This window comes from Roseovarius sp. (genome assembly GCF_048262375.1).
In the GTDB taxonomy this organism is placed as follows: Bacteria; Pseudomonadota; Alphaproteobacteria; order Rhodobacterales; family Rhodobacteraceae; genus Roseovarius.
In genome coordinates this window covers 288167-306230 of record NZ_JBLXFE010000002.1, presented here as the reverse complement: position 1 = coordinate 306230, position 18064 = coordinate 288167, and the positions used below count along the sequence as shown (strand labels likewise).

Annotated in this window: 20 protein-coding genes; 16 read left to right on the top strand and 4 right to left on the bottom strand. The window is 61.7% G+C overall.

What is annotated here, in order from left to right:
• Positions 1–20: 20 nt before the first annotated feature.
• The 6 genes from ACN0SW_RS04035 to ACN0SW_RS04010 all read left to right on the top strand — a co-directional run bounded on the left by ACN0SW_RS04035 (position 21) and on the right by ACN0SW_RS04010 (position 6098).
• Positions 21–233 carry a hypothetical protein gene (locus ACN0SW_RS04035; protein WP_417726616.1) on the top strand — a complete coding sequence of 71 codons (213 nt, stop codon included), beginning with the start codon at positions 21–23 and terminating at the stop codon, positions 231–233.
• A 25-nt stretch (positions 234–258) separates the two neighbouring features.
• Complete coding sequence (locus tag ACN0SW_RS04030) at positions 259–1392, top strand: acyl-CoA dehydrogenase family protein (RefSeq protein WP_417726615.1); 1134 nt, start codon at positions 259–261, stop codon at positions 1390–1392.
• A gap of 163 nt (positions 1393–1555) precedes the next feature.
• The gene (locus ACN0SW_RS04025) at positions 1556–2191 is read left to right on the top strand and encodes a glutathione S-transferase family protein (RefSeq protein WP_417726614.1); all 636 of its coding nucleotides are present in this window, start codon (positions 1556–1558) and stop codon (positions 2189–2191) included.
• Between the two features lie 14 nt (positions 2192–2205).
• Positions 2206–3417 (top strand): acetyl-CoA C-acetyltransferase, encoded by a 1212-nt coding sequence (locus ACN0SW_RS04020; protein WP_417726613.1) that lies wholly within the window; start codon positions 2206–2208, stop codon positions 3415–3417.
• A complete protein-coding gene (locus ACN0SW_RS04015; RefSeq protein ID WP_417726612.1) occupies positions 3417–3896 on the top strand; it encodes a cupin domain-containing protein in 480 nt (159 codons plus the stop codon). The genes ACN0SW_RS04020 and ACN0SW_RS04015 overlap by 1 nt, the downstream gene beginning before the upstream one ends.
• Positions 3897–3899: 3 nt before the next feature.
• Complete coding sequence (locus ACN0SW_RS04010) at positions 3900–6098, top strand: 3-hydroxyacyl-CoA dehydrogenase NAD-binding domain-containing protein (protein ID WP_417726611.1); 2199 nt, start codon at positions 3900–3902, stop codon at positions 6096–6098.
• 99 nt (positions 6099–6197) lie between these two features.
• Here ACN0SW_RS04010 and ACN0SW_RS04005 read toward each other — a convergent pair whose 3' ends face one another.
• Positions 6198–6848 (bottom strand): carbonic anhydrase, encoded by a 651-nt coding sequence (locus tag ACN0SW_RS04005; protein ID WP_417726610.1) that lies wholly within the window; start codon positions 6846–6848, stop codon positions 6198–6200.
• Positions 6849–6994: 146 nt separating this feature from the next.
• Between ACN0SW_RS04005 and ACN0SW_RS04000 the strand changes: the two genes are divergently transcribed.
• The 8 genes from ACN0SW_RS04000 (at position 6995) to ACN0SW_RS03965 (ending at position 13857) form a co-directional block, all read left to right on the top strand.
• Positions 6995–7396, top strand: coding sequence for a hypothetical protein (locus tag ACN0SW_RS04000; protein WP_417726609.1), 402 nt, complete (start codon positions 6995–6997; stop codon positions 7394–7396).
• A gap of 71 nt (positions 7397–7467) precedes the next feature.
• Positions 7468–8847 carry a leucyl aminopeptidase family protein gene (locus tag ACN0SW_RS03995; RefSeq protein ID WP_417726608.1) on the top strand — a complete coding sequence of 460 codons (1380 nt, stop codon included), beginning with the start codon at positions 7468–7470 and terminating at the stop codon, positions 8845–8847.
• Positions 8844–9629, top strand: coding sequence for an NlpC/P60 family protein (locus ACN0SW_RS03990; protein ID WP_417726607.1), 786 nt, complete (start codon positions 8844–8846; stop codon positions 9627–9629). Before ACN0SW_RS03995 ends, ACN0SW_RS03990 begins: the two co-directional genes overlap by 4 nt.
• The gene (gene speB / locus ACN0SW_RS03985) at positions 9626–10594 is read left to right on the top strand and encodes an agmatinase (RefSeq protein ID WP_417726606.1); all 969 of its coding nucleotides are present in this window, start codon (positions 9626–9628) and stop codon (positions 10592–10594) included. Before ACN0SW_RS03990 ends, speB begins: the two co-directional genes overlap by 4 nt.
• Positions 10595–10709: 115 nt before the next feature.
• Positions 10710–11888: a 23S rRNA (adenine(2503)-C(2))-methyltransferase RlmN gene (gene rlmN / locus ACN0SW_RS03980; protein ID WP_417726605.1), complete on the top strand. Its 1179-nt coding sequence runs from the start codon at positions 10710–10712 to the stop codon at positions 11886–11888.
• Positions 11889–11898: 10 nt separating this feature from the next.
• Positions 11899–12846, top strand: a complete 948-nt coding sequence (locus ACN0SW_RS03975) for an amidoligase family protein (RefSeq protein WP_417726604.1) — start codon at positions 11899–11901, stop codon at positions 12844–12846.
• The gene (locus tag ACN0SW_RS03970; protein WP_417726603.1) at positions 12843–13562 is read left to right on the top strand and encodes a gamma-glutamyl-gamma-aminobutyrate hydrolase family protein; all 720 of its coding nucleotides are present in this window, start codon (positions 12843–12845) and stop codon (positions 13560–13562) included. Before ACN0SW_RS03975 ends, ACN0SW_RS03970 begins: the two co-directional genes overlap by 4 nt.
• 106 nt (positions 13563–13668) lie before the next feature.
• Positions 13669–13857, top strand: a complete 189-nt coding sequence (locus tag ACN0SW_RS03965; protein ID WP_417726602.1) for a hypothetical protein — start codon at positions 13669–13671, stop codon at positions 13855–13857.
• A gap of 179 nt (positions 13858–14036) precedes the next feature.
• Here ACN0SW_RS03965 and rpsU read toward each other — a convergent pair whose 3' ends face one another.
• The gene (gene rpsU / locus ACN0SW_RS03960) at positions 14037–14243 is read right to left on the bottom strand and encodes a 30S ribosomal protein S21 (protein WP_008207378.1); all 207 of its coding nucleotides are present in this window, start codon (positions 14241–14243) and stop codon (positions 14037–14039) included.
• A gap of 106 nt (positions 14244–14349) precedes the next feature.
• Between rpsU and ACN0SW_RS03955 the strand changes: the two genes are divergently transcribed.
• Entirely contained in the window at positions 14350–15039 is a 690-nt protein-coding gene (locus tag ACN0SW_RS03955; RefSeq protein WP_417726601.1) for a COQ9 family protein, read from the top strand.
• Between the two features lie 20 nt (positions 15040–15059).
• Positions 15060–16043, top strand: a complete 984-nt coding sequence (locus ACN0SW_RS03950; RefSeq protein WP_417726600.1) for an NAD(P)H-quinone oxidoreductase — start codon at positions 15060–15062, stop codon at positions 16041–16043.
• Between the two features lie 102 nt (positions 16044–16145).
• On the opposite strand, the gene ACN0SW_RS03945 is transcribed toward ACN0SW_RS03950, so the two are convergent.
• On the bottom strand, positions 16146–16433 hold the full coding sequence (locus ACN0SW_RS03945; protein ID WP_417726599.1) for an HU family DNA-binding protein: 288 nt from the start codon (positions 16431–16433) through the stop codon (positions 16146–16148).
• Positions 16434–16565: 132 nt separating this feature from the next.
• A complete protein-coding gene (locus tag ACN0SW_RS03940) occupies positions 16566–18029 on the bottom strand; it encodes an AMP nucleosidase (protein WP_417726598.1) in 1464 nt (487 codons plus the stop codon).
• Positions 18030–18064: the final 35 nt, after the last annotated feature.

The window sequence follows — 18064 nt, the reverse complement described above, 5'->3', positions numbered from 1 at the left end:
CTGCGAAGGAGGAGGGACAGATGCCGAAACGCTTTCGCCTCACGCGCCGCTTCAACGCGGCAATGACCGAGGATGGCTACCGTCGCCTGCGCCGCTTTGCGCAGGAGTCGGGGCTGGACGAGGGCGAGGCGCTGTCCTTCCTCTTCGAGAATTTCGACAGCGTGATCAATGAGGATACGTTCGCGCACCGGCTCCGGATATTCAATTCAGAGCTGGACGCACGCAAACGGTGAAACCGCAGGGAGGGGAGGCCCGGCCATGTCCTGGATGACAGACGAGCATCAGATGCTCTCCGAGATGACCGCCAAATTCATCGCCGAAGAATGGCGCCCGCATTTCGCCCGTTGGCGCAAGGCGGGAATCATGGACCGCGACTGCTGGCTTGAGGCAGGGGCCTTGGGCCTGCTCTGCCCGTCCATCCCCGAGGAATATGGCGGGGCTGGTGGCGATTTCGGCCATGAGGCGGTGATCTGCATGGAACAGGGCCGCGCCAATCTGGCAAGCTGGGGAAATCCCATCCATTCCGGCATCGTCGCACACTATATCCTCGCCTATGGGTCCGAAGCGCAAAAGCAGAACTGGCTGCCCAAAATGGTCTCGGGCGAGATGGTCGGCGCGCTCGCCATGACCGAGCCCGCCGCCGGATCGGATGTGCAGGGCATCAAGACCCGCGCCATTCGGGACGGCAACGCCTATCGCCTCTCAGGGCAAAAGACCTTTATCACCAACGGGCAGCACGCTGATCTGATCATCGTCGCGGCCAAGACTGACCCCGAGAAAGGGGCCAAGGGCATCTCTCTGGTGGTTGTGGAAACCCAAGGCGCTCAGGGCTTTGCGCGCGGTCGCAATCTCGAAAAGGTCGGGATGCACGCGGGCGATACGTCCGAGCTCTTCTTCGACAATGTGGAAATCCCGCCTGAGAATATCTTGGGCGGCGAAGAGGGGCGCGGCTTTTACCAGATGATGCAGCAATTGCCGCAGGAACGCCTGATCATCGCCTGCGGTGCGCAGGGTGCCATGGAAGGTGCTGTGGACCGCACGATCACCTATTGCAAGGAACGTCAGGCCTTTGGCGGCCCGATCCTTCAACTACAGAACACCCGCTTCAAACTGGCGGAATGCCAGACCAAAACCGTCGTCTGCCGCGCCTTCCTAGATGCCTGCATCACGGAACATATGCGCGGCGACCTCAGCGTCGAAAAGGCCGCGATGGCGAAATACTGGCTGACCGATACCCAAGGTGAGGTGCTGGACGAGTGCCTGCAACTGCATGGCGGTTATGGTTATATGCAGGAATATGACATCGCCGAAATGTGGGCCGATGCCCGCGTGCAGCGCATCTATGGCGGCACCAACGAGATCATGAAAGAACTGATTGCGAGGGCATTGTGAGGGGCGGGGCGGCGCGCTGCGCGACGCGCTCGGAACCGGGGGTTTCCCACCCCCGGACCCCCGTGGAGTATTTCAGGAACGATGAACCACGGCCTGCACTTTCATTGTTCCAAAAATACTCAAATCCAACGCCCGCCAAGGGTGAAACGCCGGGAGGGCACCTATGACCATCAAACTCTACTGCTTTGGCGAGAGCGGCAATGCCTACAAGGCGGCGCTGGCGCTGCAACTCTCAGGTCTTGACTGGGAGCCGGTCTTTGTCGATTTCTTCGGCGGTGAAACCCGTGGCGAGGCGTTTCGCGAGATTAACGTCATGGGCGAAGTGCCGGTGCTGGTGGATGGCGATGTGACGCTCACCCAATCGGGCGTCATGCAGATGTATATCACCGAAAAGACCGGCAAATTCGGCGGGACCACGCCGGACGAGGCGCGCGAGGTGATGCGCTGGATGTTCTGGGATAATCACAAGCTCAGCTCTCAGGCGGGCATGACGCGGTTCCTGATGAACTTCTTGCCCGAGGACAAGCGCCCCGAGGCCGTGATCCCCTTTGCCCAAGGTCGCCTCAAAGCCGCCTATAACACGCTCGACAGCCATCTGGCAGGGCGCGACTGGATCGTTGGGGATGCGATCACCAATGCCGATCTGTCGTGCTGTGGCTATCTCTATTACCCCGAACCCTTCGGCTTTGACCGCAAGGATTGGCCCAATATCGACCGGTGGCTCGGCAATATCAGCGCCACGCCCGGCTGGAAACACCCCTATGACCTGATGCCCGGCAGCCCCGCTGACCGTACCTGAATGAGGAGACCGATATGACTTACGCCTATATCTATGACACCGTGCGCACCCCGCGCGGCAAGGGCCGCAAGGATGGCGCGCTGCACGAGGTGACGGCCGCGCGCCTGAGCGCACAGGTGCTTAACGCGCTCAAATCCCGCAACGATCTCAGTGGGCACGCCGTCGAGGATGTGATCTGGGGCAATGTCACGCAGGTGATGGAGCAGGGCGGCTGCCTTGCGCGCACTGCCGTTCTGGCCTCTGATCTGGATGAGAGCATCCCCGGTCTGGCGATTAACCGCTTTTGCGCCTCTGGCATGGAGGCGGTGAACCTTGCCGCCAACCAGATCAAGGGTGGCGCCGGCGAGGCCTATATTGCCGGCGGGGTCGAGATGATGGGCCGCGTTGCCATGGGCAGCGATGGCGCGGCGATTGCCGTCGATCCGTCGATTGCGATGGAGACCTATTTCGTGCCGCAAGGCATCAGTGCCGATATCATCGCTACCGAATACGGCTTTAGCCGGGATGAGGCTGACGCGCTCGCCGTGGAATCGCAGCGCCGCGCCAAGGCGGCCTGGGATGACAAGCGGTTCGCGAAATCCATCATCGAGGTGCAGGATCAGAACGGCCTGACCATTCTCGACCATGACGAATACATGCGTCCCGGCACCGACATGCAGACGCTGGGCGCGCTCACCCCTGCCTTTCAGGCGATGGGTGAGGTGATGCCGGGCTTTGACGCCGTGGCCAAGATGAAATATCCCCATCTGGAGCGGATTAACCACATCCACCACGCGGGCAATTCCTCGGGCATCGTCGATGGCGCGGCGGGTGTGCTGATCGGATCCAAGGCATTCGGCGAGAAATGGGGCCTCAAGCCGCGCGCGCGCATCCGTCAGACCTGCAAGATCGGCACCGATCCGACGATCATGCTGACCGGCCCGGTGCCCGCCACGCAAAAGATTCTCGCCGATAGCGGCATGGCGATTTCCGACATTGATCTCTTTGAGGTGAACGAGGCTTTTGCCAGCGTTGTTCTGCGCTTTCAGCAGGCGTTTGATGTCGATCCCGGTCGTGTCAACGTAAATGGCGGCTCGATTGCCATGGGGCACCCTCTGGGCGCCACTGGTGCGATCATCATCGGCACATTGCTGGATGAGTTGGAGCGGACCGGCAAGAGTACAGGCCTTGCCACGCTCTGCATCGCCTCTGGCATGGGTGCCGCCACCATCATCGAGCGTGTCTGATGCCCAAGCTGGACCTTTCGCAGATCCCGTTCAAGGGCGGCTCGACCTATCCCGGCAAGCTGGCCGAGGCCATGGCCGGGCGTACCAGCCAGGCTTTGGGCGATGCAGGCGGTCTTGGCCAATATGGCGTCAATCTTGTCCGTCTCGCGCCGGGCGCGCAGTCGTCCTTGCGCCATTACCATATGCAGCAGGACGAGTTCGTGATGGTGACCGAGGGCATCTGCACCCTGATCGACGACCAAGGCGAGCACCTGATGCAGGTTGGCGATTGTGCCGCCTTTCCGGCGGGCGAGGCCAATGGCCATCACCTTGTGAACAAGACCGAGGCTCCCGCCGTTTTTCTGGTGGTGGGCACCCGGACCGAAACAGAGACCGGATATTACAGCGACCTCGACATGAAAGTGACGGTGGATGTCTCCGGCTACATATTCACCTGTAAAGACGGCAGCCCGCTGTCGGCTGACCAAATCGGAGAGTAAGACATGACTGATTTCGCAATGAAAACTGATGCCGACGGCGTGGCCATCATCACATGGGATACGGTTGGCAAGTCGATGAACGTGATGAACCAACAGGGGTTTCTTGACCTTGAGGCGCTGATTGATCAGGCCTTGGCCGATGAGGCCGTCAAGGGCGTGATCATCACCTCTGGCAAAGAGGGATCGTTCGCGGGCGGCATGGACCTTAACGTCATCGCCAAGATGCGCGACGATGCAGGCGACGAACCGGCCAAGGGCCTGTTTGACGGTGTGATGGGTATGCATGCCATCCTGCGCAAGATCGAACGCGCGGGCATGGACCCCAAGACCAACAAGGGCGGCAAACCGATTGCCGCCGCCTTGCCCGGCACAGCACTTGGCATCGGGCTGGAAATCCCGCTGGCCTGTCACCGCATTTTTGCCGCAGATAATCCCAAGGCCAAGATCGGCCTGCCCGAGATCATGGTCGGGATTTTCCCCGGTGCGGGTGGCACGACGCGGCTGGTGCGCAAGCTGGGCGCGATGGCGGCCTCGCCGCTGCTGCTCGAGGGCAAGCTGAACGATCCGAAAAAGGCCAAATCCGCCGGTGTCGTGGATGAGGTCGTGCCAGCGGACGAGTTGATCGCCAAGGCCAAGGAGTGGGTTCTGAGCAGCCCCAATATCGTCAAGCCATGGGATGACAAGGGCTATAAAATGCCCGGCGGTGCGCCCTATCATCCGGCGGGGTTCATGACCTTTGTCGGAGCCTCCGCAATGGTCAACGGCAAGACCCAAGGCGCGTTTCCCGCCGCCAAGGCGCTGCTGAGCGCGGTTTACGAGGGGGCATTGGTGCCATTTGACACCGCTCTCAAGATCGAGGCGCGCTGGTTCGTCAATGTGCTGATGAACCCGAGTTCAAGCGCGATGATCCGTTCGCTCTTTATCAACAAGGAAGCCTTGGAAAAGGGCGCCAACCGCCCCGACGTGCCAGACCAGAGGGTCAAGAAACTCGGCGTCATGGGCGCGGGCATGATGGGCGCCGGGATCGCGCTGGTCTCGGCCATGGCCGGGATCGAGGTGGTTCTGATCGACCAGAAGCAAGAGGCTTCCGATCGCGGTAAATCCTATACCGCCGATTACCTGGACAAGGGCATCAAGCGCGGCAAGGGCACACCCGAGAAGAAACAGGCAACGCTCGATCTCATCACCGCCACCACCGATTACAGCGCCCTCAAGGGCTGTGATCTGATCATCGAGGCCGTGTTTGAAGACCCGGGCATCAAGGCTGAGGTTACCAAGGCAGTCGAGGCCGTGGTTGGCGAGGATTGTATCTTTGCCACCAATACCTCGACCCTGCCGATCACCGAGTTGGCCAAGGCCAGCAAGCGGCCCGAGCAGTTCATCGGCATTCACTTCTTTAGCCCGGTAGAGAAAATGCTGCTGGTCGAGATCATCAAGGGCGCGAAAACCGGCCCGCGTGCGGCGGCCAAGGCGCTGGATTATGTGCGCCAGATCCGCAAGACACCGATCGTGGTCAATGATGCGCGGTTCTTTTACTGCAACCGCTGCATCATTCCCTATATCAACGAAGGCATCCGCATGGTGGCCGAGGGCGTCGCCCCGGCGCTTATCGACAATGCCGCACGCCAGCTTGGATTCCCGGTGGGCCCGCTGCAACTGGTCGATGAAACCTCGATTGATCTGGGGGCCAAGATCGCCCGCGCCACCAAGGCGGCGATGGGCGATGCCTACCCGGATGCCGCTGTGGATGAGGTGATCTTCTACATGGAAGGCGAGGGGCGTCTGGGCCGCAAATCCAAAGCCGGGTTCTTTGACTATGACGACAAGGGCAAGCGTCAGGGCTACTGGCCGGGACTTGCGGTGAAATATCCGCGCGCCGAGGCCCAGCCCGATCTGCATGAGGTGCAGCAGCGCCTGATGTTCGCGCAGGTGCTTGAGGCCGTGCGCGCGCTGGAAGAGGGCGTGCTTGAGGACATCCGCGAGGGCGACGTGGGTGCAATCCTGGCTTGGGGCTTTGCGCCGTGGTCGGGGGGACCGTTTGCTTGGCTCGACATCATCGGCACGCCCTATGCGGCGGAACGCTGTGATGAGCTGGCCGAGAAATTCGGCCCCCGCTTTACCACGCCCAAACTGCTGCGCGAGATGGCCGACAAGGCCCAGAGCTTCTATGGGCGCTTTGACAAACGCTCTGAAGCGGCTTGAAAAAACCCGGCGCGCTCCTTCAGGGCGCGCCGGGTTTCCTCTTGATTCAAATACTCAGACCCCCGGCCTGCTCCAGATCGCAGCGCCGGGGATGCGCGCTCAGAGCGGCAAAAAGGCGTCCTGATTGCCGCTATACTGCTCCAGCGCCCCAGAACCGATCTCGTGCCAGAGCCCGTGCAGCGTCAGCGTGCCATCCGCCACGGCCTTGGCCACGAAGGGAAACGTCATCAGATTCTCCAGAGAGATCACCACCGCCTGTTTTTCCAGAGCGTTCATTTGCTCTGCCTCGTCGGTCATGTCTTTGATACGCTCATATCCAGGTCGCAGGATATCGAGCCAGCGCCCGACAAAACTTGTATGTTTTTCCAGTTCCGGTGCATGGCCCGAACACATTTCCAGACAGCCCTTTACGCCGCCACAGGCGGAATGACCGATCACGATCAGATGCGCCACCCGCAGTGCGGTCACCGCGAATTCCACGGCCGCAGAAGTGCCATGCTGACCGCCGTCGGTCTCGTAGGGCGGCACCAGATTGGCGATATTGCGATGGATAAAGAATTCGCCCTGATCCGCGCCAAAGATCGAGGTGACATGCACGCGGCTGTCACAACAGGAAATCACCATGGCGCGCGGATGCTGACCTTGCTGCGCCAGATGTCGATACCATGACTGGTTCTCGGTATAGCTCGTGGCCTTCCAGCCATGAAAACGGTGCACCAGATAGGCGGGCAGGGGGCGGGCGTGTTCCATGGTCTCTCCCGTGATTTGCGGCGGTGATCTGGTCAATAGTCGGGATTCGCTTCGAATTCGAGCAATAAATTGCCCCGGTTGAAACCATTTGGGAACTGCGATGATGCATTCTGCGGCTGCCGTGGGGGTGTCGTAGTCAATGAAATATGGGTGAGACTGTGGAACGGGTGACATTGCTGAAACAACAAGAACAGGTGTGGCTGGATACCCATCGGCTTGCGGTGCTTTATCTCCAATTGGGTGAGAGCAGCGCCGAAGACGTGGTCTGCCGCGCGCTGGAGGAACTGGCGACGCGGCTTTCCCATGCCGAGCGGTTCTACCGCGAGGGGCAGATTCCGGAAATGCGTAAATGTACCCGCAGCCTGATTGCCATCGCGGATCAGATCGGCATGCAGCATCTGGCGCGGGTGGCGGGGGAAGTGACAGGGTGCATCGACGCGGGCGATGCGAACGCGCTCGCCGCAACCTTCGCACGGCTTATGCGGATCGGTGAACGGTCGCTCTGCGAGATTTGGGACGTACAAGACCCCCCATTATCAACCCCATGATTTGACGGGTTGCGGGCGGCGCAATCGTGGCTAGGGTGTCAGGCAAGAACCCCGCTATAAGGTCTGCCTAAATGAGCCTCAAATTCGCTGCGCCCGACACACCTGCCATCCCGCTCCATCTGGTCGCTGAGGGCGGGCTTGACCCTTGGCTGGCCGGACAGACACCGCAGGTCCGCGCATGGGTGGGCGCGATGGGCTTTACCGGCGCGATTGGCCGCACGCTCGTCGTGCCGGATGCGGCGGGTGGGATCGCCATGGCTCTGGGCGGTTACGGGACTGAGGCATCGCGCGCGCGCGCGCGGTTTCACCTCGCGGCGATCGCCAATGCCCTGCCTGCGGGCACTTACCGTGTCGAGGGCCTTCCAGATGCGCAGGCCGCAACAGAGGCGCTGGGCTGGCTCTTGTCGCAGTACGCCTATGAACGCTACCGCGATCAGGCCCCTGCCAAGGCCCGCCTCATAGCCCCCAAAGGGGTCGATGCTGCCCGGCTCGAAATCATCGCGGCGGGCGAGGCGCTGACCCGCGATCTCATCAATACGCCCGCCAAAGATCTAGGTCCCGCCGCGCTTGAGGCCGACTGCGCCACCAACGCAGATCAGCAGAGCGCGCGCATGACCTGCGTGCAGGGCGAGGACCTGCTCGCGCAGAACTTTCCGCTGATCCACACCGTTGGCCGCGCCGCCGAAGTGGCCCCGCGCCTCATTGATATGACATGGGGCGACACGGGACCAAAACTGACACTGGTGGGCAAGGGGGTCTGTTTTGACACCGGCGGGCTCAATCTCAAGCCCGGCTCCTCGATGGGGTTAATGAAAAAGGACATGGGCGGGGCGGCCACGGTTCTGGGGCTTGCCCATATGATCATGGCGCTCAACCTTCCGGTGCAGTTGCGCGTGCTCATTCCGGCGGTGGAAAACGCGGTTGCGGGCAATGCCTTTCGTCCCGGCGATATCCTGACCGCGCGCAATGGCCTGACGGTCGAGGTGAACAACACCGATGCCGAGGGGCGGCTGGTGCTGGCGGATGCGCTGGCCTACGGGGCCGAGGATGCGCCCGATCTGATGATTTCCATGGCCACTCTCACCGGGGCCGCACGCGTGGCGCTTGGGCCGGACCTCTCGCCCTATTACACCGACGATCCCCGTTTTGCCGTGGCACTAGAGGCCGCCGCCGCGCGCGTGGCTGATCCTGTCTGGCGCCTGCCGTTCCACACACCCTATGAGGCGATGATCGAGCCGGGCATCGCCGATCTCGACAACGCGCCCTCAGGGGGCTTTGCCGGGTCGATCACCGCGGCGCTCTTTTTGCGGCGCTTCGCGGGCGGGCTCAACTACAGCCATTTCGATATCTACGGCTGGACACCCACCGCCGCCCCCGCCCGCCCCAAGGGCGGCGTCGGCATGGGCGCGCGCGCGCTTTTGGATGCGCTGCCCGAGGTGCTGGGACTGTGACCACAACCCGCCTGATTGCCTGTCCCATCGTTGATCTCTTGCGCAGTCCCGAAGGCCCGCGCGACAGGCAGCTCTTGATGGGAGAGGGCGTCGAGGTTGCCGATACGCCCTCTCCGTCATCCTCGGGCCTGACCCGAGGATCTCGTCCAGACTGGATCGCGGTCCGTGCCACCCGCGACGGATACCCCGGCTATCTGCCTCAAGCGGCCCTGACAGGGGGCACCGTCACCCACCGGGTCAGCGCCCGCGCCACGCATCTCTACCCCGCGCCGGATTTCAAGGCGGCCGAGCGGCTCAGCCTCAGTCACGGCGCGCGGCTTCAGGTGCTTTCGGAGAACGGTCGCTTTTGCGAAACCCCACAAGGATATGTGCCACACGCCCATCTCACGCCGCTTGGGGTGCCCGACACCGATCCTGTTACCGTGGCCGAAACCTACCTTGGCACGCCCTATCTCTGGGGGGGAAACTCCAGCTTTGGCATCGACTGTTCGGGGCTGGTGCAGGCGGGTTGTCTTGCGTGCGGCATCTCCTGCCCTGGCGACAGCGGTCCGCAAGAGCAAAGCCTTGGCGAGCCTCTGTCTGAAACCGCTCCGCTCCAGCGCGGCGATCTCCTCTTCTGGCGCGGGCATGTGGCGTGGGTGTCGGACCCTGACACACTCCTGCATGCCAACGCGCATCACATGGCCGTGGCCTATGAACCCATCCGGGATGCCATTGCCCGCATCAACGCACAGGGCGACGGCCCCGTCACCTCTCGCAAACGCCTGAAAGGACTGTCATGACCTCCGATCCCTTCTTTCACCCGGTGTCCGGATTCGAGTTGCCGCGCTTTGCCGGTGTGCCCACCTTCATGCGGCTTCCTTATGTTCCCAACGGGCATGAGCGTTACAATGATGTGCAAATCGGATTGATCGGCGTGCCATGGGACAGTGGCACCACCAACCGCCCCGGCCCCCGCCATGGCCCCCGCCAACTGCGCGACGCCTCCACCATGATCCGCGCGCAGCATCCGACCTCTGGCATGCGCCCGTTCGAGACGGTGAATTGCGCTGATCTGGGCGATGTGGGGCCAAACCCTGCGGATATTCTCGACAGTATGCGGCGGATCACGGAATTCTACGATACGGTCACCCGCGCCGGGATCATCCCGCTTACTGCAGGGGGGGATCACCTTACCACCCTGCCGGTGCTGCGGTCTCTGGCCCGTCGCGCACCCGTTGGCATGATCCATTTCGACAGCCACACCGATCTCTATCACTCGTATTTCGGCGGCACGATGTATACCCACGGCACCCCGTTTCGACGTGCAGTCGAAGAGGGGCTGCTTGATCCGAAACGCGTGGTGATGATCGGCCTGCGCGGCACCATGTATGACACCGAGGATCGCGATTTCGCGGCGGCTGAGGGTATCCGCCTCATTCTGATCGAGGAATTCCATGCGCGCGGTCCCGAGGATGTGATGACCGAGGCGCGCGAGATTGCAGGCGCGGGCGAAACCTATGTCAGCTATGACATCGACTTTGTCGATCCGACCTTTGCCCCCGGCACCGGCACGCCCGAGGTGGGTGGTCCCAACAGCTATCAGGCGTTGCAAGTGGTGCGCGGTCTGCAGGGGGTCAATATTATCGGCGCTGATCTGGTCGAGGTTTCTCCGCCCTTTGACACCTCCGGCAGCACGGCCTTTCTGGGCGCGTCGATCATGTTTGAATTGCTCTGCGTCATGGCCGGATTGCACGCATCCGCCTGATCCATCCACGTTTCGACTGCATGCAGCGGTTTGGCGGCCTTAGTCGCCAAACCCTTTGGAATTCGTCAGCGAATCCTATATGGGATCATATCCCAGCCCGAACCGCGACAGGCCCATGACCAATACGACCCCAATCACACAGGATGTTCTGACAATCCCCCGCAAGTTGCCCGACGGCCCGGTGAACCTCGTCGGGCTCACACGTGAGGCTCTGCGCGAGGTTTTGATCGCACATGGCACACCCGAAAAACAGGCCAAGATGCGGGTGAACCAGATCTGGCAATGGATTTACCAATGGGGTGTGCGCGATTTCCACGCCATGACCAATCTGGCCAAGGCGTATCGCGCTCAATTGGCTGAAACCTTCTTGGTCGACATTCCCGAAGTCGTCAGCAAACAAGTCAGCGCCGATGGCACCCGTAAATACCTTGTGCGGATCGCAGGCGGGCACGAGGTCGAGGTGGTCTATATCCCCGAAACCGATCGCGGCACGCTGTGCATTTCCTCTCAGGTGGGCTGCACGCTCACCTGTTCCTTCTGTCACACCGGCACTCAGAAATTGGTCCGCAACCTGACGGCGGGCGAAATCATCGGTCAGGTCATGCTGGCACGCGACGACCTCAATGAATGGCCACGCCCCGGCGAGCCTGCGGGCGAGCGTCCGCGCCTGATCAGCAATATCGTGCTGATGGGCATGGGCGAGCCGCTCTATAATTTCGACAACGTGCGCGACGCGATGAAGATCGCCATGGATGGCGAGGGGATTTCCCTATCGCGCCGCCGTATTACGCTCTCCACCTCTGGTGTCGTGCCCGAAATTGCGCGCGCGGCCGGGGAAATCGGCTGCCTTCTGGCTGTGAGCTTCCATGCCACCACCGATGCCGTGCGCGATACGCTGGTGCCGATCAACAAGAAATGGAACATCGCCACGCTCTTGGACACGCTGCGCGAGTATCCGCGCCTCTCCAATTCAGAGCGGATCACCTTTGAGTATGTGATGCTCAAGGGGGTCAATGACAGCGATGCCGACGCCCGCCGTCTCGTGCAACTGATCAAGGGCATTCCGGCCAAGATCAATCTCATCCCGTTCAACGAATGGCCCGGCAGCCCCTATCAGCGCAGCGATTGGGAGCGGATCGAACGCTTTGCAGACATCATCTACAAGGCCGGATACGCAAGCCCCATCCGAACGCCCCGAGGCGAGGATATCATGGCGGCCTGTGGTCAGCTCAAATCTGCGACGGAACGTTCTCGCAAGTCGCGTGCGCAGATCGAGGCCGAGGCCGGGCTCTGAGCCTGTGACGGTGTTTGCCCCCCTTCCACAACCTCTCAATGCCGAAGGTCGTGCGCGCCGCGTCGGGGTCGAGATCGAACTTGGCGGCCTGCCCGAGGCCGATATAGCCCTGTTATGCGCCACTGCGCTGAACGGCACTGCACGCCAGGTGGACAGCCATATATGGGAGGTCGAAGCCAGTCAGATTGGCCGGATTGAGGTCTATCTTGATATTTTTCTGCGCAAGGCACAGCAGAGCAAATTGCGCGATCTGGCGCTCGATCTGGGGCGAGAGGTGGTGCCGGTTGAGATCGTCACCGAGCCGCTTGATCTTGATGGTCTCACCAGGCTCGACGATCTGCGCGACACCCTGCGTAAGGCGGGCGCGCTGGGCAGTGGCGCGGGTTGGTTCTTTGGCTTTGGCCTGCATCTCAACATCGAGATCGCCAGCACCGCCGACGCCGACACCGTCCGCCCGCTTATGGCCTATGCGCTGATCGAGGATTGGCTGCGCATGTCCAACCCGATCGACGACTCGCGCCGCCTCTTGCCGTTCACCGATCCTTATCCGATTGATTTCACCCGCGCCCTGATTGCCGCCGGGCCAGAGGCCACGCGCGACAATGTGATGGGCCTCTATCTCGCGCATACGCCCAGCCGCAATCGCGGTCTCGACATGCTGCCGCTCTTCGCGCATTTCGACCCCGACCGCATCGCGGCGGCGATTTCTGACAAGACTTCTGCGCGACCGACGTTTCATTTCCGCCTGCCCGACTGCCGCATAGATGAACCCGACTGGTCAATTGCCGATGAATGGCAACGCTGGCTGACGGTCGAACGGGTGGCCGCGGACCGCGCGCTGCTCAGCCGTCTGGCGCAGGCATGGGAAGACGATCACGGGCTTCTCACCCTTTCGCGTCAGGGGTGGGCAACCCGTGCGGGCCGCATCCTGCAATCGGCGGGGTTGGATCGCGCATGACTTTGCGCCGCCCCGCGATTGGGGTCACTGTCTCGCGCCGTTCAGGTTGGCGGATCTTCCCGCTCATCGCGCTCAACGTCTGGCTGGCAGGCGGGCGGGCGCTGCGCTGGCAGGCCGGGCGTGCGGCAGATATCGAGACCGTGGACGGAATCATCATCGGGGGCGGCGATGACATCTCGCCCGATCTCTATGGTGGGCGGCTTGTCACGTCGGCCCGGCTTGATCCGGATCGCGACGCGCTCGAACGCGGGTTGGTGTTGGCGGCGTTCGAGCATGCCAAGCCGGTTCTGGGCATCTGTCGCGGCAGTCAGATGCTCAATATCGCCCTCGGCGGCACGCTGCACCAGGACGCCTACGCGACCTATGAGGCCAGCGATCACATCCGCACCGTGCTGCCGCGCAAGACCGTGCATATCGAACCGGGCACCAGACTGGCCGCTCTTGCGGGCACTGCCCCGATGAAGGTCAATGCCCTGCACACGCAGGCCGTGGACCGATTGGGGAATGGCCTGCGTATTGCGGCCCATGACAGCGGCGGCATGATCCAGGCCATCGAAAGGGTGACGGAACCCTTTGCCTTGGGCGTGCAATGGCACCCCGAACATCTATTTTATGCGCATCGGCAAATTGGCATCTTTCGCGCGCTCATCGCTGCGGCTGCCGCGCGCCGGGATGAGGCCGCGCAACTGCCCGGTGTTGACGCCGCCGCGCGCTAGACGCTGCCGCGACAATTCCCCAGCCCTGCCATAATCCAGCACGATTGCGGCCACATCCGTCAACTATCCCTGAGGTCAGAGGCAAATTTTAACAGGGATGGAAACGATGAGCTTGAATCAGATCGACAGCACCACAGAAATCCGCAATTTCGTCCTGCGCGAGCGTCACCTCGCCGTGTCCGAGCGCGAATGGAAACACCGCCTGCGCGGTTATGGCTATGCAATCCGCGACACCGCGCAGGGGCGCTTTGTCACGTCGATCGGCCAAGACGCGGCGCTTTGCCAACTCAGCTGATCGCGGGGCTTTATGGGCTGCACTACTCTGGGGCCGCTCCGTAAAATCACACTCCAGAAACGACAAACCCCCGAAGCATCCGCTCGGGGGTCGTCAAAAGTAACGCCAATCTGATCCTGAAATCGGTGTCCGATCTTTTGGGATAGGCGCCTCGTGCCGCAAAAAACCGCGGTAAAAGCTTAGAGCATGCCTTCGCGCTGCGCTTTCTTACGCGCCAGTTTCCGGGCACGGCGAATCGCTTCGGCCTTCTCGCGCGCTTTCTTTTCGGACGGTTTCTCGAAATGTTGCTTGAGCTTCATTTCACGGAAAACGCCTTCGCGCTGCAGTTTTTTCTTCAGAGCGCGGAGCGCCTGATCGACATTGTTGTCGCGAACACTAACCTGCATGTGGTGTCACCACCTTCCTAAGTTAAAGTTGCAATAGATTGCAGGAAGGCGCCGTATAGCAAAGCGTCTTGGATTTGTCTAGGGTGCGCCGCAAGGAGGATCGTCGATGTCTGAACCCGATCTTATGACCCGTCTGCTCGACGCCGCAGCGCTGCATGTGCCCTTTGATGGTTGGAGCGACACAACCGTGCGCCTCGCCGCCGAGGATGCCGGAATTGCCCCCGGCCTTGTCGCTGCCATCTGCCCGCGCGGTGCGGTGGATCTGGCGCTGGCCTATCATGCAGCGGGAGATGCCGCGATGCTGGAACGTCTGGCTGAAACCGATCTCAGCGCCCTGCGTTTTCGTGATCGCGTGGCCTTTGCCGTGCGTGCCCGGCTCGATGTGGTCGAGGACCGCGAACTTGTGCGCCGGGGCATGGCTCTGTTTTCGCTGCCGCCCTATGCCGCTGATGGCGCGCGCGCGCTCTGGCAAACCGCCGATCATATCTGGACGGCCCTTGGCGACACGTCCCAGGATGTGAACTGGTACACAAAACGCGCGACACTCTCGGGCGTTTACGGTGCGACGGTGCTCTATTGGCTGGGGGATGACAGCGACGGGAATACAAAAACAGTGGAGTTTCTGGATCGCCGCATCGAGGACGTGATGCAGATCGAGACGTTCAAGGCGAAGGCCCGCGCCAATCGGCTGGTGTCTGGCCTCATGGCGGGACCGCTCAGTTTTCTGTCGCGCATCCGTGCACCCCAAGGCGCGCAGCACACTGGCATGCCGGGCCGCTGGAATGGCCCAACCTAAAGATTACGAAGGACATCACAATGACCAAGACCATGCAGGCCGTTGAAATCACGCAGGCAGGCGGCCCCGGGGTGTTGCAACTCACGTCGCGGCCGATCCCGAACCCGCGTGCGGGCGAGGTGGTGATCCGGCTGGCCTATGCCGGGGTCAACCGCCCCGATGCCCTGCAACGCGCGGGTCTCTACGCGCCGCCGCCCACAGCCTCTGACCTGCCGGGGCTAGAGGGCGCGGGCGAGATTGTGGCGCTTGGCGCAGGGGTTACGGAATGGGCGCTTGGCGATCGGGTTTGCGCGCTTTTGCCCGGTGGCGGCTATGCTGACTATGTCGCCACCCAAGCTGCGCATTGCCTGCCGGTGCCCCGTGGTATGACCCTCAAGCAGGCCGCCTGCCTGCCTGAAACTTTCTTCACTGTCTGGTCGAATGTCTTTCAGCGTGGCGGCCTCACCGCCGGTGAGCGCTTTCTTGTGCATGGCGGATCAAGCGGTATCGGCACGACCGCCATTCAGCTGGCCCATGCCCTTGGCGCGCGCGTCTTTACCACCGCTGGCAATGCCGAGAAATGCCGCGTCTGCTCGGAATTGGGGGCCGAGCGGGCCATCAATTACCGCGACGAGGATTTTGTCGAGGTTCTGCGCGCCGAGGGGGGCGCGGACCTCATCCTTGATATGGTTGGCGGCGATTACCTGCCCCGCAACGTCAAGGCCTTGGCCGATGACGGACGCCTCGCCCAGATCGCCTTTCTGCAAGGGCCAGTGGTGGACCTCGATTTCAGTCAGGTGATGATGCGGCGGCTCACGATTACCGGCAGCACCCTGCGCCCGCAAAGCAATCTCGCCAAGACCCGGATCGCCGAGGCGCTGCGCATCCATGTCTGGCCGCTGCTGGAGGCAGGCAAGATTGCCCCTGTGATGGATTCCGAATTCCCGCTGGGGGATGCCGCCGCCGCCCATGCGCGGATGGAATCGAGCGGTCATATCGGCAAGATCGTCCTCAAGATCGCCTGATCCAGCCAAACGGCGGGGACAAATAAAAAGCCGCCCTTTGGGCGGCCCTTATGGTCTTGGTATGACTGCTGCGCGCAGAGACAACTCCGGCGCATGAGGCGATCAGCCGTTGACGCTGTCCTTGAGTGCCTTGGCGATGGTCATCTTCACCACCTTGTCGGCCTCTTTCTTCATCTGCTCGCCTGTGGCGGGGTTGCGCACCATGCGCTCGGGGCGCTCGCGGCAGTAGATCTTGCCAATGCCAGGCAGGGTCACGGCACCGCCTGCGGATACTTCGCGGGTGATGATTGCGATCACGGAATCCAGCGCCGAACCGGCGGTCTTCTTGTCGTTGCCCATTTCTTCGGCCAGAGCGGCGACGAGTTGGGTCTTGGTCATGGGTTTTGCCATTTTATGGTCTCCTTGCAACTGCCCGTCTCTTGGGCCTCATGCGCGTGATTTAACGCTATGGTGTGGCTAAACACAACGGCTAGTGGGCAAAAGCAAGTCATTTTGCTGGATTTTGTGCGCATTTTCGTGGGGTCAGAGGAAGGCTGTCTCTTCAAAGCTGCGCAATTTGCGGCTGTGGATGCGTTCCAGTGGCATCCGGCGCAGTGATTCCATGGCGCGAATTCCGATCATCAGATGCCGCGACACCTGAGATTTATAGAAATCGGACGCCATGCCCGGCAGCTTTAACTCGCCCTGAAGTGGTTTGTCGCTGACGCAAAGCAGGGTGCCATAGGGCACCCGGAATCTGAACCCATTGGCGGCAATCGTGGCGCTTTCCATGTCGAGGGCAATGGCTCGCGACTGGCTCAGGCGCTGCACCGGGCCGGATTGATCGCGCAACTCCCAGTTGCGATTGTCCACGCTGGCCACCGTGCCCGTGCGCATCACCCGCTTGAGGTCAAACCCCTCTAACTCTGTCTCTGCCGCCACCGCCTCTTGCAGCGCAATCTGGATTTCCGCCAGTGCCGGAATAGGCACCCATGCGGGAAGATCGGCATCAAGCACCCGGTCCTCTCGCAGATAGGCATGTGCCAGCACAAAATCCCCAAGCGATTGCGAATTGCGTAGCCCGGCACAATGCCCCACCATCACCCAAGCATGCGGGCGCAAGACGGCAACATGATCCGTGGCGGTCTTGGCGTTCGACGGACCTACCCCGATATTCACCAGACTTATCCCCGATCCATCGGCCCGCTTGAGGTGATAGGCGGGCATCTGTGGCAGACGTTCGGGCGTGGGCAAGGTGCCATCGGGCTGCGTGATCTCGGCATTGCCCGTGCTGACAAAGGCGCAATAACCACTTGCCGCATCCGCCAGCATGCGCCGTGCATAGGTCTCGAACTCCGAGACATAGAACTGATAATTGGTGAACAGAACATAGTTCTGAAAATGACAGGGATCGGTTGCGGTATAATGCGTGAGCCGCGCCAGCGAATAATCCACCCGCTGCGCGGTGAAGGGGGCGAGCGGCGCCGCCCCATCCGGCCCTGACTGCCATGTGCCATTGACGATATCGTCATTGGTGGTCGCCAGATCCGGCACATCGAAATAATCGCGCAAGGTGAATTCTGCAGCACCCTCCTGCGGTACACTCAGCCCGGCGTTGCCAGCCACCGCGAAATGCACCGGCATTGGTGTGTCAGAGAGGCCGATCGTGACCCCGACACCATGATTTTCCATGAGCAAGCTCAACTGCTGCTCCAGATAGGCACGAAACAGATCGGGCCGGGTGATCGTTGCCGTATAGGTGCCGGGATTGGAAACGTGACCAAAGCTGAGGCGGCTGTCGACCTTGGCATAGGTGGTGGTGGTCAGGCGGATTCCGGGATAATAGGCCCGCACCCGCCCCTGTGGCAGCTCTCCGGCCAGCGCCCGCGCGAAGGAGGTGCACAGAAACCCGGTGCTCGCCTCGTACAGCAGACAGAGCCGCTCTACAGCCGCACGCGCGTCGGTGAACGCCTGTGGGGCGATCTGGTCCGGGGTCTGCATGCTCATGCCTGTCTCCTGCTGCGTGATCTCAGGTTGACACG